The sequence below is a fragment of the Saccharothrix sabaoui genome (assembly GCF_051756985.1).
Lineage (GTDB): Bacteria > Actinomycetota > Actinomycetes > Mycobacteriales > Pseudonocardiaceae > Actinosynnema.
Genome location: NZ_JBPKJK010000048.1, coordinates 1 through 21,072, shown reverse-complemented (window position 1 = coordinate 21,072; position 21,072 = coordinate 1). Strand labels below are relative to the sequence as shown.

Below are 21,072 nucleotides of genomic sequence, written 5' to 3'. Positions count from 1 at the left end.
GGCGGCCGTTCCTCGGTGGTCGTTGCTCAGTGGCCGTGCCCGTGACCGTGGCCGTGACCGGCCGAGGCGGGCTCGTCCTCCTTCTTCTCCACGATGGCGCTCTCCGTGGTGAGCACCATGCGCGCGATGGACGCGGCGTTGGAGACCGCGGAGCGGGTCACCTTCACCGGGTCGATGATCCCGGCCTCCAGCAGGTCGCCGTAGGTCAGGGTCGCGGCGTTGAGGCCGAAGCCCCAGTCGCCCTCGCGCACCTTGTTGACCACGACGGCGCCTTCGAGACCCGCGTTCGCGGCGATCCAGAACAGGGCCGAGCCCAGCGCCTCGCGGACGATGGCGACACCGGTCGCCTCGTCGCCCGACAGGCCGAGCCCGCCGTCGAGGACCTTGGCGGCGTGGATCAGCGCGGAACCGCCACCGGGGACGATGCCCTCCTCCACCGCGGCCTTGGTCGCCGCGACGGCGTCCTCGATGCGGTGCTTGCGCTCCTTGAGCTCGGTCTCGGTGGCCGCGCCGACCTTGATGACCGCGATGCCGCCGGAGAGCTTGGCCAGCCGCTCCTGGAGCTTCTCGCGGTCCCAGTCGGAGTCGGTCGCCTCGATCTCGCGGCGCAGCTGCTCCGCGCGACCCGCCACGTCGGCCTTGGTGCCGCCGCCGTCGACGATGGTGGTGTTGTCCTTGGAGACCACGACGCGGCGGGCGGAGCCCAGCACGTCGAGACCGGCCTCGGACAGCTTCAGGCCCACCTCGGCCGCGATGACCTGGCCGCCGGTGACGACGGCGAGGTCGTCCAGGAACGCCTTGCGGCGGTCGCCGAAGTACGGCGCCTTGACCGCGACGACGCGCAGGGTCTTGCGCAGGGCGTTGACCACCAGGGTGGACAGCGCCTCGCCCTCGACGTCCTCGGCGACGATGACCAGCGGCTTGCCGGCCTCGGCGACCTTCTCCAGGATCGGGAGCAGGTCGGCCAGCGCCGAGATCTTCTCGCGGTGCAGCAGGATGCGGGCGTCCTCGAACACCGTCTCCTGGGCTTCGAGGTCGGTGGCGAAGTGCGCCGACACGTAGCCCTTGTCGAACTGCACGCCCTCGGTGATCTGCAGCTCGGTCGCCATCGAGGAGGACTCCTCGACGGTGATCACGCCGTCCTCGCCGACCTTCTCGATGGCCTCGCCGAGCAGCGCGCCGATCGACTCGTCGCGTGACGACACGGTGCCGACCTGGGCGATGTTGTCGCGGCCCTTGACCGGGGTGGCCTTGCCCTTGAGGGCGTCCACGACGGCGTCGGCGGCGGCGCGGATGCCGACGCCGAGCGACATGGGGTTGGCGCCGGCGGCCACGTTGCGCAGGCCGACCCGGACCATGGCCTGGGCCAGCACGGTCGCGGTGGTGGTGCCGTCACCCGCGACGTCGTTGGTCTTGGTGGCCACGCTCTTGGCGAGCTGCGCGCCGAGGTTCTCGAACGCGTCGTCCAGCTCGATCTCGCGGGCGATGGTCACGCCGTCGTTGGTGACGGTCGGGCCACCGAACTTCTTGTCGAGCACCACGTGCCGGCCGCGCGGACCGAGGGTCACCTTGACCGTGTCCGCGAGCTTGTTCACGCCGCGCTCAAGAGCCCGACGAGCGTCCTCGTCAAAGCTGATCTGCTTGGGCATTGCTTACCTCTCCTGGATGCGAAACGCCCCGGTAGCCCCGGTCATGGGGTCGCCGGGGCGCCTTGCGTGACAGCCGGACGTCAGTTGATGACGGCCAGCACGTCGCGGGCGGAAAGGATGAGGTACTCCTCGCCGTTGTACTTGACCTCGGTGCCGCCGTACTTGGAGTAGATGACGACGTCGCCGACAGCCACGTCCACCGGGACGCGGTTGCCCTTGTCGTCGATCCGGCCGGGGCCGACCGCGAGGACCTTGCCCTCCTGGGGCTTCTCCTTCGCGGTGTCCGGGATCACGAGGCCGGAAGCGGTCGTGGTCTCGGCCTCGCTGGCCTGGACGACGATCTTGTCCTCGAGCGGCTTGATGTTCACGCTCACCGGGCTGACCTCCACGGTCGTCGAAAGCGTTGGCAGGTTGCGTTACGGCTCCTGCCACCCCGCCGTCGCGGGGGTCGGGGCGGTTGCTGGCGCCGTGCATCTAGCACTCTACCCATGCGAGTGCCAACGCTTCAACGACCCCCTGTCACTCGTCCCGGGGACCGGTCGCGCCACGCCGTCGAAACGGGGGGGAAGCGGACGTGCGGAACGCTCGACTTCCGGCGTCATGCTCCAGTTCACCCGTTCGCCACCACCGTCGACAACGGTGGGCGCATGACCACCGTTACCCGGCGTTCCCTGCTCATCGGCGGTGCGGCCCTGGCGGTCGCGGGAGCCACCGCGGGCGCGGGCTACCCGAAGCTCGACGACCCCTTCACGCTCGGCGTCGCCTCGGGCGACCCGAGCCCCGACGGCGTGGTGCTGTGGACGCGCCTCGCCCCGCGCCCCCTGGCCGAGGACGGCCTCGGCGGGATGCCGGACCGGGTCGTGCCGGTGCACTGGGAGCTGGCCGAGGACGAGCGGTTCCGGCGCGTGGTGCGCCGCGGCACCGCGGTGGCCCGGCCGGAGTCGGCGCACAGCGTGCACGTCGAGCCGTTCGGCCTGCGGCCCGGCCACGAGTACTTCTACCGCTTCCGCGTCGACGGGCACGTGTCGCCGGTCGGCCGCACCCGCACGACGCCGCAGCCGTGGGTGCTGGGGCAGGACCTGAGCATGGCGTTCGCGTCCTGCGCGCACTACGGGGAGGGCTACTTCACCGCCTACCGGCGGATGGCCGAGGATCACCCGGACGTGGTGCTGCACCTGGGCGACTACCAGTACGAGTACGCGGCGAAGGCGACCGACGTGCGCACCGTGCTCGGCCCGGAGACGCGCACGCTCGCCGACTACCGGCTGCGGCACGCCCAGTACAAGACCGACGCCGACCTCCAGCTCGCGCACTCGGTCGCGCCCTGGGTCGTCGTGTGGGACGACCACGAGGTCGAGAACAACTGGGCCGACGAGGTGCCCGAGCAGCCCGACCCGTCGTTCGCGGCCCGCCGCGAGGCCGCGTTCAGGGCCTACTACGAGAACATGCCGCTGCGCCGGGGCGCCCGTCCGAACGGGATCGACATGGAGCTCCACCGGCGCGTCGGGTGGGGCGGCCTGGTGAACTTCCACGTGCTCGACACCCGGCAGTACCGCGACGACCAGGCGTGCGGCGACGGCTGGAAGACGTGCGCGGACGCGGGCGCGCCGACCAGGACCATCACCGGCGTCGAGCAGGAGCGCTGGCTGCTCGACGGGTTCCGCCGGTCGCGGGCGCGCTGGGACGTCCTCGCCCAGCAGGTGTTCTTCGCCGAGCGCGACCGGAAGGACGGCCCGGAGAAGGAGGTGTCCATGGACTCCTGGGACGGCTACCTGGCCTCGCGCGACCGGATCACCCGCGGCTGGGTGGACGCGAAGGTGCGCAACGCCGTCGTGCTGACCGGTGACGTGCACGCGCACTACGCGGCCGACGTGAAGCTGGACTGGAACGACCCGGCGGGGTCGCGGACCGTCGGCACCGAGCTGGTCACCACGTCGGTGACCAGCGGCGGCGACGGCAACGACACCGTGGACGAGGTGCAGCTGCGGCTCAACCCGCACATCAAGCTGCACAGCAGGCGGCGCGGGTACGTGCGGACGAAGTTCACCGCGCGGGAGCTGCGGGCCGACTTCCGCACGCTGCCGTCCGTGCGCACGCCCGGGGCGGAGGCCACCACGCTCAGGTCGTTCGTCGTGGAGGACCGCAACCCCGGCCTGAACGCCGTCTGACCGACCCCGGCTAGACCTTCCCCCTGATCACGTCGACCAGGGCGGTCCAGTTGTCCCGACCCCGACCGGCCGCGACGGCGCGGTCGTAGAGCGACTGGACCGCCCCGGGCAGCGCGGTGTCGAGGCCGGCGGCCTCGGCGGCACCGGTGACGTGCGCGGCCGTGGCGCCCATCATCAGGACGTTCGCCAGGTCGCCGGGGTGCTCGCCCGAGTCGACGTTGCGCGCCGTCTCGTCCAGGTAGGTCCCGAGCGAGCCGACGAGGTCCCGCAGGTAGGGCGTGAACCGCTCGGCGGCGACGCCCGCCGTGCCGACGAGCGCCAAGCCGTGCAGGACGCCCGCCAGCGCGGTCAGGAAGACGTCGAGCTGCGCCTGGTAGAACAGCTGGGCGAGGCCGTGGTCGTCGCCGACGTGGTCCGGCCTGCCGATCACCGACAGCACGTCGGCGTACCGGTCGAACACCCCGCGCGGGCCGCTGTAGAACGCGTACGCGCCGTCCTCGCCGATCAGCGGCGGGGGCACCATCACGCCGCCGACCAGCAGTTCGGCCCCCCGCCGGGCGAGGTCCGCGGCGGCACCGAGGGTCTTGCCCGGCGTGTCGGAGCTGAGGTTGACGACGACCCGGCCCGCGAGGTCCGCCCCGTCGAGGACGGCGTGCGCGGCGTCGTAGTCGGTGAGGCTGAGCAGGACGAGCCGGTTCGCGGCCACGGCGTCGGCGGCCGTGGCGGCACGGGTGGCGCCCGCGGCGACCAGGTCGTCGGCGCGGCCCGGGGTGCGGTTCCACAGGGTGATCGGGTGGCCGTGCGCCAGGAACTTCGCGGCCATGGCCTGTCCCATGGGGCCGAGGCCGATGAGGGTCAACGGGGTCTTGTCGGTCATGCGGCCACGGTGCCGGGGGCCGCGCACGGAACGCCGACGGTCCGCTGGGGGTCGCCGGATACGGTCGTCCCGTGAGGTTCGGGGTGTTGGGGCCGCTCGCGGTGTGGGCGGCGGGCGGCGAGCCGGTGCGGGTGCCCGAGGCGAAGGTGCGGCTGCTGCTGGCGGACCTGCTCGTGCACGAGGGGCGGCCGGTGTCGGCGGACCGGCTGGCGTTCGACCTGTGGGGCGACGAGCCGCCCGGGAACCCGGTGAACACGCTCCAGACCAAGGTGTCCCAGCTGCGCCGCGCGCTGGGGGCGGCCGAGCCGGGCGCGCGGTCGCTGGTGCGGCACGGGCCGGCGGGCTACGCGCTGGCGGTCGGACCGGGCGGGCTGGACCTGCTCGCGTTCCGGGAGCTGGTGGCGGCGGGGAGGCCCGGGGAGGCGCTGGCGCTGTGGCGCGGCGCGCCGCTGGCCGAGTTCGACCTGTTCGGCGCGGTGACCGCGCGGTGGGAGGAGGAGCGGCTGGCGGCGGTGGAGGCGGTGGCCGAGGCCGGCGGGGCCGACCCGCTCGACCTGGCCGCCGAGGTGGCCCGGCACCCGCTGCGGGAGCGGCTGCGGGGTCTGCACATGCGCGCGCTGTACCGGGCGGGGCGGCAGGTGGAGGCGTTGGCGGCCTACGCCGAGCTGCGCGCCCTGCTGGCCGAGGAGCAGGGCCTGGAGCCGGGACCGGAGCTGACCGCCCTGCACCGCGCGATCCTCACCCACGACCCGGCCCTCACCCGCGATTCGGCCCTCACCCGCGACCCGGCACCCACCGGTCCCGCTCACGTGCGCGGCCCGGCACCCGCCCTCGGCCACCTCCCGGGCGCACGGCCCGCCGTCCCGGCTCCGGCTGCGGACCCGCCGGCGACCGCCGGCTCGGCGACCGTTGGCCCGGCGACCGTTGGCCCGGGAACGTCGCGGTCCACCCTGCCCCTCCCCCTCACCGGGCTGGTCGGCCGGGCCGGGGCGCTCGCCGAGCTCCCCGCGCTGCTCGGGCGCTCGCGGCTGGTGACGCTCACCGGACCGGGTGGCGTGGGCAAGACCAGCCTCGCCGTCGAGGTCGCCCGGCGGGTCGTGGACGACGGGGTGTGGGCCGACAGGGTGTGGCTGGTCGAACTGGCCGGGGTCGCGCGCGACGACCTGGTGACGGCGGCCGTGGCGGAGGTGCTCGGGGTGCGCGAGGACGGCGGTCCTCCCGGCGGCGACCTCGTGGACCGGGTCGTGGCGGCCTTGCGCGGGCGTGAGGCGCTGGTCGTGCTGGACAACTGCGAGCGCCTGGTGGAACCGGTGGCGGCACTGGTGTCGCGGCTGCTGCGGTCGGTCCCCGGGCTGCGGGTGCTCACCACGAGCCAGGAGCCGTTGGCGCTGGCGGCCGAGGTGGTGTGGCAGGTGCCGCCGCTCGACTTGGCCGACTCGGTGGAGCTGTTCGCCGCACGGGCCGCCGCGTCGGCTCCGGGGTTCGCCCTGACGCCCGCGAACCGGCCGGTCGTCGAGGAGGTCTGCCGCCGGCTCGACGGGTTGCCGCTGGCGGTGGAGCTGGCGGCGACGCGCGTGCGCGGCCTCGGCGTGGACGCGCTGCTCGACCGGTTGGCCGACCGGTTCCGGCTGCTGGCCGGCGGGCACCGGGACGCGCCCGCCCGGCAGCGCACGCTGCGCGCCATGATCGACTGGAGCTGGGACCTGCTCGACGAGCGCGAGCGGGCCGTGCTGCGCCGGTTGTCGGTGCACGTCGACGGCTGCTCGCTCGACGCGGCCGAGTTCGTGTGCGCGGGCGGCGCGGTGGCCGCCGAGGACGTGCTCGACCTGCTCACCGGCCTGGTCAACCGGTCGCTGGTGGTGGCGCCCGAGCAGGGCGGCGAGCCGCGGTTCCGGCTGCTGGAGTCCGTCGCCGACTACGGCCGCGAGCGGTTGCGCGAGGCGGGCGAGGCGGAGGGGGTGGCGCGGCGGCACGCCGGGTTCCACCTGGCCCTCGCCGAGCGCGCCGACCCGCTGCTGCGCACCCGCGACCAGGTGGGGTGGCTGCGGCGGCTGGACGCGGACGCGGCGAACCTGCGGGCCGCGCACGACGCCCTCGACCCCGCCGGCGCGGCCCGGATGACCCGGGCCCTCACCTGGTACTGGTTCCTGCGCGGCCGGCTGCGCGCGGCGCTGGACCGGATGACGTCGGACGACCCGGTGACCGCCGTGTGGCGGACCGCGTTCGAGCTGCTCGCGGGCGGGGCGGCGGACCCGGCGGTGGCGGACCTCCCGGCGGCGGTCGAGGACCCGGCGGAACGGGCGCGGGCGCGGTGGTTCCTCGGGTACGTGCTGTCCACGGTCGGCGACCCGCGCCGCGGCGAGGAGCTGAACGCGACGGCGCTGGCGGAGTTCGAGGAGCTGGGCGACGGGTGGGGTGTCGCGGTGGCGCTCAGCGAACGGGTCGGGCACGCGCTGGCGCACGGCCGGGTCGACGAGGCGCGGGAGGCGGCGGAGCGGAGCGCGCGGGCGCTGGCCGCGTCGGGCGAGCGGTGGGGGCAGTTGAAGGCGTCGTTCGCGCTGGGCGTGCTGGCCCAGCTGACCGGGGACTACGAGCGGGCCGCCGCCGTGCACCGGGAGGGGTTGCGGGTGGCCGAGGAGCTGCGGTCCTGGCCCGAGGTGTCGTACAAGCTGTCGTGGCTGGGGCGGGTGGCGCTGCTGGTCGGCGACCTGGCCGGGGCGCGGGAGCTGCACGGGCGCGCCCGGCGTGCGGCGGTGGAGCACGGGTTCGTGCCGGGTGAGGTGTTCGCGGTGACGGGGCTGGCGCTGGGCGCCCGCCGCGAGGGGCGGTTGGACGAGGCCGAGGAGCACCTGCGGTGGCTGCTGGCCCGCTACCGGAGGGCCGGGTTCGAGGCGGCGTCCGCGCTGGTGCTCGCCGAACTGGGGTTCGTGGCCGAGGCGCGGGGCGACGCGGTGGCGGCGCGGGGGTTCCAGGAGCGGGGGCTGGCCCTGGCGAGGGCGCACGGCGACCCGCGAGCGGTGGCGCTCGGGCTGGAGGGCCTGGCGGGCGCGCTGGTCCTGGCCGGGGACGCCGCCGGGGCCGCCCGGCTGCTGGGCGCGGCGGCGGCGACCCGCGACTCGGTCGGCGTCCCGCTGCCGGTGGGCGAGCGCTTCGACGTGGACCGGATCGCCGCCACCGCCCGCACCGCCCTGGGCGAACCCGACTACCGGGCAGCCTTCGACGCCGGGACCACCATGGACATCACCGACAACCTCGTTGGATCGTAGGATTGTTCAACAATCCTACGATCCAACGAGCCACCTGATCCGGATGGCAGTCACCGGCAGGCCGGGGATGGCGGTCACCGGCAGGCCGGGGATGGCGGACGGCGTCATCGGGGATGGCTCGACACCCGCCGCGACCAGGTGCGCGCCTGAGGCGGCGATCTCCGTCGGCGTCCTGCCGCCGATGGGGCAGGCGCTTCGACGGACGAGGACCTGGGCGCGGCGGCGGTGACCCGCGACTCGGTCGGCGTCCTGCTGTCGATGGGCGAGCGCTTCGACGTGGACCGGATCGCCACTGCCGCCCGCACCGCCCTGGGCGAACCTGACTACCGGGCGGCCTTTGACGCCGTGGCTGCTGCGGGCATGACTGGCGGGTTTGTTGGATCGCAGGATTGTTGAACAATCCTGCGATCCAACGACTTACTTGATCTGGATGGTGCTCACCGGCAGGCCGGGGGTGGTGGACAGGGTCATCGGGGACGGCTCGGCGCCCGCCGCGACCAGGTGCGCGCCCAGGGCGGCGATCATCGCGCCGTTGTCGGTGCACAGGCGGGGGCTGGGCACGCGCAGCTCGATGCCCGCCGCGGCGCAGCGCTCCGCCGCCAGACCGGAGAGGCGCGAGTTGGCCGCCACCCCGCCGGAGATCACCAGGGTGTCCACGCCCAGGTCCTTGCACGCCCGGATCGCCTTGGCCGTCAGCACGTCCGCCACGGCCTCCTGGAACGACGCCGCCACGTCGGCCAGCGGGATCTCCTCGCCGGCCCTCTCCTGCTTCTCCACCCACCGCGCCACCGAGGTCTTCAACCCCGAGAACGAGAAGTCGTACTTCGAGTCGCGCGGCCCGGTCAGCCCGCGCGGGAACGCGATGGCGCACCCGTCGCCCTGCTTGGCGAGCCGGTCGATGGGCGGGCCGCCCGGGTAGGGCAGGTCCAGCAGCCGGGCCACCTTGTCGTACGCCTCGCCCGCCGCGTCGTCGACGGTGGACCCGATCTCGGTGATCCGCTCCGCCAGCCCCTCCACCAGCAGCAGCTGCGAGTGGCCGCCGGACACCAGCAGCGCCAGGCAGCGCTTCGGCAGCGGCCCGTGCTGGAGGGTGTCCGCGGCGACGTGCCCGGCCAGGTGGTTCACCCCGAACAAGGGCTTGCCAAGCGCCGCCGCGTAAGCCTTGGCCGCCGACACGCCGACCAGCAGCGCGCCCGCCAGGCCCGGCCCGGCGGTGACCGCGATCGAGTGCACGTCGCGCAGCTCGACCCCGGCCTTCTCCACCGCCCGGCGCATGGTCGGGACCATCGCCTCCAGGTGCGCCCGGGACGCGACCTCGGGCACGACGCCGCCGAAGCGGGCGTGCTCCTCGACGCTGGAGGCGACCTCGTCGGCGAGCAGTTCCACCGCCCCGTCCGGGCCGAGCCGGACGATGCCGACGCCGGTCTCGTCGCACGAGCTCTCGATACCGAGGATGAGCCGGTCAGTCACGGTTCGCGGGCCTTCCCATCGTGTACGCGTCGGCGCCCGACGGCTGGTAGTAGCGGCGGCGCAGGCCGAGGTGCTCGAACCCGTGCGCCAGGTACAGGGTGATCGCGGGCACGTTGTCGGTCCGCACCTCCAGGAACACCGGCAGGCCCGCCTCGTCGGCCTTGGCCAGCAGGGTGCGCAGCAGCGCCTTGCCGACGCCGCCGCCCTGGTGGTCTCGGACCACGGCGATGGTGTGCACGCTGCTCTCGAAGTCGGTCAGGGCCAGGCCCGCGTACCCGATCAGCTCGCCGCCGAGGTACGCGCCGACGTAGTGGTTGCCGTGGTCCAGCTCGCTGCGGAACGCCTGCTCGCTCCACGGGTCGTCGCCGGGGAACAGGTCCTGTTCGATCTCCGCGCACCGCGCCGCGTCCTCGTGCCGCAGCGGGGCGATGGTGAGGGTGCGGGCCTTCACGCGCGGGTCACCCGCTTGCGGCCGACCGGTTCCACGGCGTCGGGCCGCCGCAGGTAGAGCGGGGTGAGGGCGGCCGGTCGGGCGCCGGCCAGCAGTTCGTCGGCCGCGGCGGCCACCAGGGACACCGGCGACGGGTGGCGCACCCCCACGACGGGCAGGCCCAGCACGTCGGCGTAGATCTCGGCGCCCTCGCCCGCGGCGGACGCCACGGCGGGCAGCTTCGCCACCAGGTCCGCGGGCCGGTCCACGTGCGGGCCGTCGGTGCGCCGCCCGGCCGCGTCGTAGGCCGCCCAGTAGACCTCCTTGCGGCGGGCGTCGGTGGCCACGAGCAGCGGCTTGCCGGTCGCCGCGTCGAGCGCGATGGCGTCGGGCGTGGGCACCGGGTAGACGGGCCGGTTGAGCGCCTGCCCGAGCGCGGCGGCGGTGACCAGGCCGACGCGCAGCCCGGTGAACGGCCCGGGGCCCGACCCGCACACGACGGCGTCGAGGTCGGCCAGGGTGCGCCCGGCCTCCGCCAGCGCCTCCTGGAGGTGCGGGGTGAGCAGCTCGCCGTGCGCCTTCGCGTTGACCGTCACCCGCTCGGCGAGCAGTCGCGGGGGCGAGTCGGGGGTCAGTTCCACGACACCGGCCGTCACGGCGGGGGTCGCGGTGTCCAAGGCGAGCACCAGCACAACGGACAAGGATAGAGGTGACCACCGCCACCCAGAACCCGGCGACCCGGTGGGCCGCTCACACTGGACTTGACGTGGACGTCAAGTCGGAGGATCGACACCGTGCGCATCGGAGAACTGGCGCGGCGGGGCGGGACGACCACCCGTGCGCTGCGCTACTACGAGTCCCTCGGCCTGCTGCCGGACCGGCGCGGGGCGAACGGGCAGCGGGAGTACCGCGAGGACGACCTGCGGCTGGTCGCCGAGATCCGGTCGCTGACCGGCATCGGGTTCGCCCTGGAGGACACCCGCCCGTTCGTCCAGTGCCTGCGCGACGGGCACGCCAGCGGTGACGCCTGCCCGGCGTCGGTCGCGGTGTACCGGCGCAAGCTCGCCGAGCTGGACGAGTGCATCGCGCGGCTGAACGAGGCCCGCGACCGGGTGCGCGCGCAACTGGACGACGCCGAGCAGAGGAGCAGACCGTGCGCACGCTGACCGAACTGACCGACGACACCTTCGCCGAGGCGGTGTCCACCGGGACCGTGCTGGTGGAGTTCCGGGCCGACTGGTGCCCGCCGTGCCGGATGCTCGAACCGGTGCTCGCCGAGATCGACGCCGAGCGCGACGACCTGACCGTGGTGAAGCTCGACACGGACCGGAACCCGCGCACGGCGCGCGACCAGCGGATCATGTCCGCGCCCACGCTCCAGCTCTACAAGGACGGCGAACTGGTGGCCCAGGCCGTCGGCGCACGGCCGAAGATCCACCTGATGGCGTGGCTCGAACCACACTTGTGATGCGCAGGGCGGTTCGGCCGGTCACTGTGGGTGGATGCTGCTGCCCGCGTTGGTCACGCCGTCGACGAAGACCGCCCTGCGCTTCCCCGACCGGGAGCTGACCTACGAGCAGGTGGCCGACGAGGCGCGCCGGGTCGCGTCCGGCCTGGCGGGGCTGCGGCGGGTCGCCGTGTGGGCCCGGAACACGCCGGAGACGTGCGTGACCGTCGTCGGCGCGCTGCTGGCGGGCGTGCCCGTGGTGCCGCTGAACCCGAAGATCGGCGAGCGGGAGCTGGCGCACGTCCTCGCCGACAGCGCGCCCGACCTGGTCGTGGACGACGAGCTGCCGTCCGGGCCGGCGCGCGACCTGCCCGAGCCGGACGCCGAGGCGCCCGCGCTGATCGTCTACACCAGCGGCACGACGGGCCCGCCCAAGGGCGTGGTGCTGCCGCGCCGGGCGCTGGCCACCAACCTCGACGCGCTGGCGGCGGCCTGGCGGTGGACCGCCGACGACGTCGTGGTGCACGGCCTGCCGCTGTTCCACGTGCACGGCCTGGGCGTCGGCGTGCTGGGGCCGCTGCGGCGCGGCGGCACCCTGCACCACCTGGGGTCGTTCAGCGTCGCGGCGGCGGCCGACGCGCTGGCGTCCGGCGGCACGATGATGTTCGGCGTCCCGACGATGTACCACCGGGTCGCGAACGAACCGGCGCACGCGGCGGCGTTCGCGGGGGCCCGGCTGCTGGTGTCCGGTTCGGCCGCGCTGCCCGCGACCGTGCACGAGCGCATCGAGCGGCTGACCGGGCAGCGCGTCGTCGAGCGGTACGGCATGACCGAGACGCTGATGAACACCAGCGTCCGCGCGGACGGCGACCGGCGGCCCGGCACGGTCGGCCTGCCGCTGGACGGCGTCGAGGTGCGGGTCGTGGGCGACGAGCCGGGCGAGGTCGAGGTGCGCGGCCCGAACCTGTTCCTGGAGTACCTGAACCGGCCCGACGCGACCGCCGAGGCGTTCCGCGACGGCTGGTTCCGCACCGGCGACCTGGCCGTGGTCGAGCCGGACGGGTACCTCCGGATCGTGGGCCGCCGCGCCACCGACCTGATCAAGAGCGGCGGCTACAAGATCGGCGCGGGCGAGATCGAGAACGCGCTGCTGGAGCACCCCGCCGTGGCCGAGGTCGCGGTGACCGGCGAACCCGACGAGGACCTGGGCGAACGGGTCGTGGCCTGGGTCGTGGCCCGCGGCGGCGCGCCCGCGCCGGAGGAGCTGGCCGACCACGTGGCGCGGCTGCTGTCGCCGCACAAGCGCCCGCGCGTCGTGCGGTACGTGGACGCGTTGCCGCGCAACGACATGGGCAAGGTGCTGAAGCGGGAGCTGCGGTGACCCCGGCCGATCCCCTCGGGTGGCCGGGCTACCGGGAGCAGCTGGCGCGGGCCCGGGCGCGCACGGGCGGGACCGAGTCGGTGTCGTGGCGGCGGGCCCGGCGGGCGGTGGAGGTCGTGTTCGACTTCCGGTTCCTCGGCGGCTCGGTCGGCGCGGCCACCGGCGACGTGGTCGAGGAGGCGTTCGCGCAGGCGCGGGCCGCGCGCCTGCCGGTGGTGTCGCGGATCGCCACCGGCGGCAGCCGGGTGCAGGAGGGGATGCTGTCGCTGCGGCAGCTCCAGCGGGTGGCGCGGCTGTGCGCGCGGCACCGGGAGGCCGGCCTGCCGCACGTGTCGGTGCTCGGCGACCCGACGACCGGCGGCCTGTGGGCGTCGCTCGGCGCGGGCGCGGACTACGTGATCGCGGTGGCGGGCGCGCAGGTCGGGTTCGCGGGCAGCAGGGTGCGCCCGGCCGACGACCTCGACGACCCCGCCTACACCGCCGAGGGCCAGTTCGCGGCGGGCGCGGTCGACGTCGTGGCGGAGCCGGGGGACGTGGACGTGCTGGTCGGCGCGGTCCTCGAACTGCTGACCCGCGGTGACGCCGTCCCGGCCGAGGTGCCCCGCGCCCTGGGCGCCGAGGACCTGCCCGCCGACGGGTGGGGCGCGGTGCTGCGGGCGCGCGACCCGGGGCGTCCCCGCGCGGCGCGGTACCTGGACGACCACTTCGACCTCCGGTTGCCGGTCAGCGGTGACCGGGCCGGCGGCGTGGACCCCGGGATGCTGTGCGGCATCGGCCTGCGCGGCGACCGGCCCGTCGCGTTCGCCGCGCAGACCGGCACGGCCACCACGCCCGCCGGGTTCCGCACCGCGGCCCGGCTGATCCGGTTGGCCGAGCGGTTCGCGCTGCCCGTGCTGACGCTGGTCGACACGCCGGGCGCGGCCAACGACGCGGCGGCCGAGCGCGCGGGCGTCGGCCCGGCCATCGCCGGGCTGTTCGCCGCCGTCGCCGGGAGCCGGGTGCCCGTCACGACCCTGGTGATCGGCGAGGGCGGCTCCGGCGGAGCGCTCGCGCTGGCCTCGCCCGAGCACACCTGGATCACGCCCGACGCCTACTTCTCGGTGATCGCGCCGGAACTGGCGGCGCACATCCTCAAGCGCGGCGACGTGCCCGCGCTCGCCGACGACCTGCGGCTGCGGCCGCAGGACCTGGTCGAGCTGGGCGTGGTGCGCGGGATCGCGTCACACGGGTAGCCCGCGGGTCACGGGCAGCCCGCGGGTCGCACCGGCGGTTCGCGGGTCACACCGGCAGTTCGCGGTCGGCCCACGCGCCGTGCGGGCTCAGGTGCGCCACCCGCACGTCGTCGTCGCGGCGCTCCAGGGTGATCAGCAGGTGGTCCTCGCTGAGGCGCTCGGCCACGCCCTCGCCCCACTCGACGGCGACCACGGCGTCCACCAGGTCGGTGTCGAGGTCGAGGTCGTCCAGCTCGTCGAGGTGCCCGCCGAGCCGGTAGGCGTCGACGTGCACCAGCGCCACGCCCCGGCCGCCCGGCGCGGGGTCGTGCACCCGGGCGATGACGAACGTCGGCGAGCTGACCCGCCCGGTCACGCCCAGGCCGGCGGCCAGGCCGCGCACCAGCGCCGTCTTGCCCGCGCCCAGCGGGCCGGACAGCAGCACGAGGTCGCCGCCCCGCACCAGCCCGCCCAACCTGCGCCCCAGGTCCTCGGTGTCCGCCACCTCGGGGAGCGTCACGCTCACGCCCGTCGCCACCACTGCCGTCCGCCCTCCACCCGTCCGGCGGCACTGCGCCGGACCAACCCGACCAGGTGCCCGGTGACCAGGTCCGCCTGCTCCAGCATGAGCATGTGGCCCGCGCCGGGCACGCGGACCAGCTCACCGTGCGGCATCTCCTCGGCCATCCGCTCGGCGTGCGAGAACGGCGTCAGCTTGTCCGCGTCGCCGCTGATCACCAGCACCTCGCAGTGCCGCAGACCGGCCAGCGCCTTGTAGCGGTTGTGCGTGCCGAGGGTGTCCAGGAACTCGGTGAGCGACTGGACCGTGACACCGTTGATCATCTTGCCCATCAGGTCCACCAGCGACGGGCTGACGTGCCGGTCGCCGAACGCCAACGCGCGGATGCCGCTCCAGGTGAGCGTCGACGCACGCCGCCGCACCCACTCGACCAGGCCCGGCTGGAGGCCGGCGAGGCGGCCGACGCCCATCGTCACCGGGTTGTGCCGGGACAGCACGGACTTGGGCAGCCCCGCGCCGCCGACCGCGCCCGCCGCCGTGCCGACGAGGGCGACGCCGAGCACCCGTTCGGCGAACAGCTCGGGCCGGTGCTCGGCCAGCGCCATGATCGTCATGCCGCCCATCGAGTGGCCGACGAGCACCAGCGGGCCGTCCGGGGCCATCGTGCGGATGACCGCGTCCAGGTCCTGGGCGAGCTGGTCGATCGTGCTGGCTTCGGCCGCGGAGCGGCCCGAGCGGCCGTGGCTGCGCTGGTCGTAGAGGACCTGCCGGACCCGCGGGTCGGTGAGCTTCGCCAGGTCGCGGCGCTGGAAGTGCCAGCAGCGGCGGTCCAGCGCGAAGCCGTGCACGAGGACGACCACCAGGTCCGCCGGGCCGCCGTCCACCGGGTCGACCTCCTCGACCGACAGCGGCACGCCGTCGTCGGCGGCCACAGTGGACTCGCGGTTCGGGGTGAGGCCGCCCAGCGGTTCGTCGGCGTGCGGGTCGTCGGCCTTGCGGTCGTCGGAGACCTTCTTCTGGTTCGCGGCCACGCCGACCGCCACGCCGGTCGCGGCGGCCCCGAGGATGCCGCCCGCCCAGCCGACGGCCTTCCACAGGGAGTTCACCGGTACACCCTGGTCACGCGGGGGCGGTACATGCCGGTGACGATCTCGTAGTCGATGGTGCCGGTGGTGTCGGCCCACTCGCGGGCCGTGGGCTCGCCGCGCCCGCCGGTGCCGAACAGCACGACCTCGGCGCCCTCGGCGGGCCGGTCGTCGCCGCAGTCGACCACGACCTGGTCCATGCAGACCCGGCCGACGACCGGTCGCCGCCTGCCGTCCAGCCACACGTGCATCCGGTTGGACAGGGCGCGCGGCACGCCGTCGGCGTACCCGACGGGAACCAGGGCCAGCGTGGTGTCGGTCTTCGCGGTCCAGGTCAGGCCGTAGGAGACGGACTCGCCGGCCGCGATGCGCTTGGTGAGGGCGACGGACGAGCGGAACGTCATCACCGGGCGCAGGTCGAGGGGGGTGGGCACCGGGTTGAGGCCGTAGACCGCGATGCCCGGCCGGACGAGGTCGAGGTGCAGGTCCGGGCGGGTGATGAGGGCGGCCGAGTTGGCCAGGTGGCGCAGCGGGTCCAGGCCGGCGGCGCGCGCCTCGCCCCAGGCGGCGGCGAAGCGCTCCGCCTGCATGTCGGTGGCCGGGTGGCCCACCTCGTCGGCGGCGGCCAGGTGCGACCAGACGGCGTGGACTTGCACGTTCGGGGTCCTGGCGGCCTTCTCGACCAGCTCGGGCCAGTCGGCGGGGGGACAGCCGCCGCGCGACAGGCCGGTGTCGACCTTGAGGTGGACGCGGGCGGGCCGGCCGACCCGGCTCGCCGCCGCCGCGATGTCGTCGAGCTGGCGGGTGGACGACGCCGACAGGTCGACGCCCTGCTCGACGCCGGGCGCGTAGTCCGTGCCGGGCGGGTCGAGCCAGGCGAGGACCGGCGCGGTGACGCCGTGTGCGCGCAGCCGCAGCGCCTCGTCCAGGGAGCACGACCCGAGCCAGGTGGCGCCGGCCTCCAGCGCGGCCCTGGCCACCTCCACCGCACCGTGGCCGTACCCGTCCGCCTTGACGACGGCCATGGTCTCGGCGCCCGGCGCGAGCGCGTCCAGGGTGGCGACGTTGTGCCGGAGGTTGTCGAGGTCGATCACGACCTCAGCGCGAGGAGCAGCCATAACACCGCTCATGGTGACACAGCCCGCCCACCGCCCCCGCGAGAGTCCAACGCTCAGGTCCCGAGAGTCCAACGCCCGGGTCCGGTGAGTTCTTCGTCCAGGTCCGGGGTGCCGGTCCCGAACGCAGAACTCAGGGGTCCTGGACGTTGGACTCTCGGGGCCTGGGGGTTGGACTCTCGGGGTCAGTGGGGGTGGGAGGTGCGGAGGGTGCGGATCGCGTCGGGGACGGCGTGGAGGAGGGCCGAGGCGGGGACGGGGGCGTTGGCGGCGGCCAGGGTGGCGGCGCGGGCGTGGAGGTGGGCGGCGGAGGCGGCGGCCAGGGGCGGGTCCAGGCCGGCGGCCAGGAGGGAGCCGAGGATGCCGGAGAGGACGTCGCCCGAGCCGGCGGTGGCGGCCCAGGAGTCGGGGGCCCGGTTGACCAGGGTGCGACCGTCCGGGGAGGCGATGACGGTGGTGCGGCCCTTGAGGAGGACCACGGCGTCGAACTTCTCGGCGGCACGCCGGGCGGCGGCCACGCGGTCCTCGCCGACCGGGCCGGCCAGGCGCTCGTACTCGCGGTCGTGCGGGGTGAGCACGAGCGGGGTGCCGGGGTCGCGCGCGTCCCACAGGTCGGGGTTGTTGGCGAGCATGGTGATGGCGTCCGCGTCGGCGCACACCGGGACACCCGCCTCCAGGACGGTGCGGAGGACCTGCTCGGAGCCGAGGCCCGTGCCCAGCCCGGGACCGACGACCCACGCCTGCACGCGGCCCGCGTCGGTGATCGACCCCGTGCAGATCGCCTCCGGCCAGTGCGCCCGCACGGCCCCCGCCGCCGCGCCCGCGTAGCGGACCATGCCCGAGGTGGCCAGCACGGCCGCGCCGGTCGAGAGCACGGCCGCGCCCGGGTAGGTGGACGAGCCGGCGGCGACGCCCGTCACGCCCTGGGTGTACTTGTCGGAGTCGGGCCCGGGGACCGGCCACGCCGCGCCCACGTCCTCCGCGTCCAGTTCGAGCAGGTCGGGGCCGTGCAGCTCACCGGTCAGGCCGATGTCCACCAGCCGCACGTCGCCGCAGTCGGCCAGCGCGTGCACGGGCTTGAGGCAGCCGAACGTCACGGTGGTGTGCGCCCGCACCGCGGGCCCGGCGACGTGGCCGGTGTCCGGGTCCACGCCGCTGGGCAGGTCCACGGCCAGCACCGGCGCGTCGAGCGCCGCCACGTGCTCGGCGGCGTCGGGTCGCAGCGGGCCGCGCGCCGACAGGCCCACGATGCCGTCCACCACCAGGTCCACCGGCCCCAGGCGGTCCACCACCCGGCCGCCGGCGCGGCGGAACGCGGCCAGCCCCTCGGCGTGCGCCCGCGACGGCGAGAGCAGCACCGCGGACACGGCCACGCCCCGCTTGCGCAGGTAGTAGCCGGCCCACAGCGCGTCGCCGCCGTTGTTGCCCGCGCCGACCAGCAGGCCGACCCGCCGCCGCCCGGCGAGCAGCTCCGCCGCGACGACGGCCACGCCGAACGCCGCCCGCCGCATCAGCGCACCCGGCGGCACGACCGCCAGGACGCGTTCCTCGGCCTCCCTGACCCGTGCCGTCGTCCACAGACCCCGCATGGGGTCCAGCCTGCCCTACTCGACGGTGACGGACTTGGCGAGGTTGCGGGGCTTGTCCACGTCGTACCCGCGGCTGCGGGCGATCTCCGCCGCCAGCACCTGGAGCGGCACGGTGGAGATCAGCGGCTGGAGCAGCGTCGGCACCGCGGGGATCTCGATCAGGTGGTCCGCGAACGGCCGCACCGTCTCGTCACCCTCCTCGGCGATCACGATCGTGCGCGCGCCGCGGGCCTGGATCTCCGAGATGTTGGACACCAGCTTCGAGTGCAGCTGCGCGCGGCCCTTGGGCGACGGCATCACCACGACGACCGGCAGGCCGGGCTCGATCAGCGCGATCGGGCCGTGCTTCAGCTCGCCCGCCGCGAAGCCCTCGGCGTGCATGTACGCCAGTTCCTTGAGCTTGAGCGCGCCTTCGAGCGCCACCGGGTAGCCGACGTGGCGGCCGAGGAACAGCACCGCCTTGGAGTCGGCCAGCTCGCGGCCGAGGGCGCGGACCTGCTCGACGGTGCCCAGCACCTTCTGCACGGCCTCGGGCATGGCCTCCAGCTCGTGGAACTCGCGGGCCACCTCGTCCGGGTACTTGGTGCCGCGCGCCTGCGCCAGGGCCAGGCCGACCAGGTAGTTCGCCGCGATCTGGGCGAGGAACGCCTTGGTGGACGCCACGCCGATCTCGGGGCCGGCGTGCGTGTAGAGCACGGCGTCGGACTCGCGCGGGATCTGCGCGCCGTTGGTGTTGCACACCGCCAGCACGCGGGCCTTCTGCGCGCGGGCGTGCCGCACGGCCTCCAGCGTGTCGGCGGTCTCGCCGGACTGGGACACGGCGACGACGAGGGTGTCGCGGTCGAGCACCGGGTCGCGGTAGCGGAACTCGGAGGCCAGCTCGACCTCGACGGGCAGCCGGGTCCAGTGCTCGATGGCGTACTTGGCGACCAGGCCGGAGTGGTAGGCCGAACCGCAGGCCACGACGAACACCTTGTCGACGTCGCGCAGGTCCTGGTCGGACAGCCGCTGCTCGTCGAGGACGATCCGGCCGTCGCGGAAGTGGCCGCGCAGCGTGTTGGCCAGCGCCTCCGGCTGCTCCTCGATCTCCTTGAGCATGAAGTACTCGTGGCCGCCCTTCTCTGCGGCCGACAGGTCCCAGTTGACCGTGAACGGCTTGGCGACGGCCTCCTCGCCGTGGAAGTCGGTCACCGCGTAGCCGTCGCGGTCGATGACGACGACCTGGTCCTGGCCCAGCTCGACGGCCTCGCGGGTGTGCTCGATGAACGCCGACACGTCGCTGGCCACGAACGTCTCGCCGTCGCCGACGCCCACGACCAGCGGGGACGAGCGGCGGGCGGCGACCACCAGGTCGGGCTGCTCGGCGTGCGTGACGACGAGGGTGAACGCGCCCTCCAGGCGGCGGACGACGGCGCGCACGCTGGCCGCCAGGTCGCCCTTGGTGTCGCCGTCGGCGTAGGCGCGGGCGACGAGGTGGGCGGCGGTCTCGGAGTCCGTGTCGCTGGCCATCTCGATGCCGTCGGCCTCCAGCTCGGCGCGCAGCGCGGCGAAGTTCTCGATGATGCCGTTGTGCACGACCGCGACCTGGCCGGTGGTGTCGCGGTGCGGGTGGGAGTTCCGGTCGACCGGGGCGCCGTGCGTGGCCCAGCGGGTGTGGCCCATGCCGGCGGTGCCCGCGAAGCCCTCGCGCCCGACCTCGTCGAGCCGGGCCTCCAGGTTGGTCAGCCGACCGGCCTTGCGCTCGACGGCCAGGCCGCCCGCGCCGTCCAGGACGGCGACGCCTGCCGAGTCGTAGCCCCGGTACTCCAGCCGTCGCAAACCGTCGAGCACGACGTCCAGCGCCGACCGGTGACCCACATATCCCACGATTCCGCACACGCCGCACAGCGTAACTAGACCAGCGGCATCACCCAAAAGAGCCACTTCAACGCGTTTGCGCAGGTCAAGACCACATTTGGTATAGACCAATCAGGAGGTGCGCCCCGAGTGGCGCGATCGACTACCGTTCACGCGGTGAGCGGCTACTCGGCGAAGCAGGTGCTCGACCAGCTCGGCAGGCCCGGCCCGCACCCCGTGCTGCGCGGCGACCTCGCCCTGGTCGGGCTCCCGGGCCTGGTCTACACGCCCGCGTCCGGGCTCGGCCTGCCCGCGGTCGCGTTCGGGCACGGCTGGTTGCAGCCCGTCGAGCGCTACCGGGCGCTCCTGCGGCACCTCGCGTCCTGGGGCGTCGTGGCCGCCGCCCCCGGCACCCAGCGCGGCCCCCTGATGTCCGCCCGCCTGCTCGCCGGGAACCTGCGCACCACGCTCGACGTGCTCACCGGCGTCCGGCTCGGCGACGGCGACATCAGCGTGGACGCCGAGCACCTCGCCGTCGCGGGTCACTCCATGGGCGGCGGGGCCGCCGTGCTGGCCGCCGCCGACGACAGCCGGGTGCGCGCGGTCGTGACGCTCGCCGCGTCCGAGACCCGACCGTCCGCCCTGGACGCGGCCCGCCGGGTCACCGCCGCGGGCCTGCACCTGGCCGCCGGCGAGGACCGCATCGCACCGCCCGTCGGGCACGCCGAGGCCATCGCCGACGCCTGGGCGGGTCCCGTGCAGCTGCGGTCGCTGCCCAAGACCAGCCACCTCGGGTTCGCCGAGGGCAGGCACTGGAGCGAACTGCTGCTCGACGGCAAGGGCGAGCGGGACGCGCAGCGCATCGGGCGGGCGCTGACCACCGCGTTCCTGCTGCGCCTGCTCAAGAACGACAGGCGGTGGGACGTCCTGCTCGACCACGACGTGAAGGGCGCCCCGCTGGGCTTCCAGCGGGGACCGCTCGTCCGCACCTGAGGAGGGGTGGCCGTACGCGGCGACCAGGCGCGGTT

The 21,072-nt window shown here is 74.8% G+C and carries 19 protein-coding genes; 8 read left to right on the top strand and 11 right to left on the bottom strand.

Features of this window, described 5'->3' with window-relative positions; all coding sequences use genetic code 11:
* Positions 1-26: 26 nt before the first annotated feature.
* Both groL and groES read right to left on the bottom strand, forming a co-directional pair.
* A complete protein-coding gene (gene groL / locus ACR807_RS17165) occupies positions 27-1,649 on the bottom strand; it encodes a chaperonin GroEL (RefSeq protein ID WP_438922328.1) in 1,623 nt (540 codons plus the stop codon).
* Between the two features lie 80 nt (positions 1,650-1,729).
* Complete coding sequence (gene groES / locus ACR807_RS17160; protein WP_033428811.1) at positions 1,730-2,023, bottom strand: co-chaperone GroES; 294 nt, start codon at positions 2,021-2,023, stop codon at positions 1,730-1,732.
* Between the two features lie 273 nt (positions 2,024-2,296).
* On the opposite strand from groES, the gene ACR807_RS17155 reads away from it, so the two are divergent.
* Positions 2,297-3,817 carry an alkaline phosphatase D family protein gene (locus tag ACR807_RS17155; protein ID WP_438922327.1) on the top strand — a complete coding sequence of 507 codons (1,521 nt, stop codon included), beginning with the start codon at positions 2,297-2,299 and terminating at the stop codon, positions 3,815-3,817.
* 10 nt (positions 3,818-3,827) lie between these two features.
* On the opposite strand, the gene ACR807_RS17150 is transcribed toward ACR807_RS17155, so the two are convergent.
* Positions 3,828-4,694, bottom strand: coding sequence for an NAD(P)-dependent oxidoreductase (locus tag ACR807_RS17150; protein WP_438922326.1), 867 nt, complete (start codon positions 4,692-4,694; stop codon positions 3,828-3,830).
* A 71-nt stretch (positions 4,695-4,765) separates the two neighbouring features.
* Between ACR807_RS17150 and ACR807_RS17145 the strand changes: the two genes are divergently transcribed.
* Together ACR807_RS17145 and ACR807_RS17140 are read left to right on the top strand one after the other, a co-directional pair.
* Positions 4,766-7,960 (top strand): AfsR/SARP family transcriptional regulator, encoded by a 3,195-nt coding sequence (locus tag ACR807_RS17145; protein WP_438922325.1) that lies wholly within the window; start codon positions 4,766-4,768, stop codon positions 7,958-7,960.
* 225 nt (positions 7,961-8,185) lie between these two features.
* Positions 8,186-8,356, top strand: a complete 171-nt coding sequence (locus ACR807_RS17140) for a hypothetical protein (protein ID WP_438922324.1) — start codon at positions 8,186-8,188, stop codon at positions 8,354-8,356.
* Positions 8,357-8,377: 21 nt separating this feature from the next.
* Here the strand turns inward: ACR807_RS17140 and tsaD are convergent, their stop codons facing one another.
* From tsaD to tsaB, 3 genes are read right to left on the bottom strand one after another with little or no spacing between them, the layout of a single operon-like run.
* Positions 8,378-9,430 carry a tRNA (adenosine(37)-N6)-threonylcarbamoyltransferase complex transferase subunit TsaD gene (gene tsaD, locus ACR807_RS17135; protein ID WP_438922323.1) on the bottom strand — a complete coding sequence of 351 codons (1,053 nt, stop codon included), beginning with the start codon at positions 9,428-9,430 and terminating at the stop codon, positions 8,378-8,380.
* Positions 9,423-9,881, bottom strand: a complete 459-nt coding sequence (rimI, locus tag ACR807_RS17130; protein WP_438922322.1) for a ribosomal protein S18-alanine N-acetyltransferase — start codon at positions 9,879-9,881, stop codon at positions 9,423-9,425. Before rimI ends, tsaD begins: the two co-directional genes overlap by 8 nt.
* Positions 9,878-10,552 carry a tRNA (adenosine(37)-N6)-threonylcarbamoyltransferase complex dimerization subunit type 1 TsaB gene (gene tsaB / locus ACR807_RS17125; protein WP_438922360.1) on the bottom strand — a complete coding sequence of 225 codons (675 nt, stop codon included), beginning with the start codon at positions 10,550-10,552 and terminating at the stop codon, positions 9,878-9,880. Before tsaB ends, rimI begins: the two co-directional genes overlap by 4 nt.
* A 102-nt stretch (positions 10,553-10,654) precedes the next feature.
* On the opposite strand from tsaB, the gene ACR807_RS17120 reads away from it, so the two are divergent.
* From ACR807_RS17120 to ACR807_RS17105, 4 genes are read left to right on the top strand one after another with little or no spacing between them, the layout of a single operon-like run.
* The gene (locus ACR807_RS17120; RefSeq protein WP_438922321.1) at positions 10,655-11,026 is read left to right on the top strand and encodes a MerR family transcriptional regulator; all 372 of its coding nucleotides are present in this window, start codon (positions 10,655-10,657) and stop codon (positions 11,024-11,026) included.
* On the top strand, positions 11,014-11,328 hold the full coding sequence (locus ACR807_RS17115) for a thioredoxin family protein (protein WP_438922320.1): 315 nt from the start codon (positions 11,014-11,016) through the stop codon (positions 11,326-11,328). Before ACR807_RS17120 ends, ACR807_RS17115 begins: the two co-directional genes overlap by 13 nt.
* Before the next feature lie 34 nt (positions 11,329-11,362).
* Positions 11,363-12,688: an acyl-CoA synthetase gene (locus ACR807_RS17110; RefSeq protein WP_438922319.1), complete on the top strand. Its 1,326-nt coding sequence runs from the start codon at positions 11,363-11,365 to the stop codon at positions 12,686-12,688.
* Positions 12,685-13,920: a carboxyl transferase domain-containing protein gene (locus tag ACR807_RS17105; protein ID WP_438922318.1), complete on the top strand. Its 1,236-nt coding sequence runs from the start codon at positions 12,685-12,687 to the stop codon at positions 13,918-13,920. The genes ACR807_RS17110 and ACR807_RS17105 overlap by 4 nt, the downstream gene beginning before the upstream one ends.
* Positions 13,921-13,966: 46 nt before the next feature.
* Here ACR807_RS17105 and tsaE read toward each other — a convergent pair whose 3' ends face one another.
* The 5 genes from tsaE to glmS all read right to left on the bottom strand — a co-directional run bounded on the left by tsaE (position 13,967) and on the right by glmS (position 20,086).
* Positions 13,967-14,425 carry a tRNA (adenosine(37)-N6)-threonylcarbamoyltransferase complex ATPase subunit type 1 TsaE gene (tsaE, locus tag ACR807_RS17100; protein ID WP_438922317.1) on the bottom strand — a complete coding sequence of 153 codons (459 nt, stop codon included), beginning with the start codon at positions 14,423-14,425 and terminating at the stop codon, positions 13,967-13,969.
* Positions 14,422-15,525: an alpha/beta fold hydrolase gene (locus tag ACR807_RS17095; protein ID WP_438922316.1), complete on the bottom strand. Its 1,104-nt coding sequence runs from the start codon at positions 15,523-15,525 to the stop codon at positions 14,422-14,424. Before ACR807_RS17095 ends, tsaE begins: the two co-directional genes overlap by 4 nt.
* Positions 15,522-16,634 (bottom strand): alanine racemase, encoded by a 1,113-nt coding sequence (gene alr / locus ACR807_RS17090; RefSeq protein ID WP_438922315.1) that lies wholly within the window; start codon positions 16,632-16,634, stop codon positions 15,522-15,524. The genes ACR807_RS17095 and alr overlap by 4 nt, the downstream gene beginning before the upstream one ends.
* 170 nt (positions 16,635-16,804) lie before the next feature.
* Positions 16,805-18,208 (bottom strand): NAD(P)H-hydrate dehydratase, encoded by a 1,404-nt coding sequence (locus tag ACR807_RS17085; RefSeq protein WP_438922314.1) that lies wholly within the window; start codon positions 18,206-18,208, stop codon positions 16,805-16,807.
* Positions 18,209-18,223: 15 nt separating this feature from the next.
* The gene (gene glmS / locus ACR807_RS17080) at positions 18,224-20,086 is read right to left on the bottom strand and encodes a glutamine--fructose-6-phosphate transaminase (isomerizing) (protein ID WP_438922313.1); all 1,863 of its coding nucleotides are present in this window, start codon (positions 20,084-20,086) and stop codon (positions 18,224-18,226) included.
* 135 nt (positions 20,087-20,221) lie between these two features.
* Here glmS and ACR807_RS17075 point away from each other — a divergent pair, with 135 nt between their 5' ends.
* On the top strand, positions 20,222-21,037 hold the full coding sequence (locus ACR807_RS17075; protein WP_438922312.1) for a dienelactone hydrolase family protein: 816 nt from the start codon (positions 20,222-20,224) through the stop codon (positions 21,035-21,037).
* Positions 21,038-21,072 lie beyond the last annotated feature (35 nt).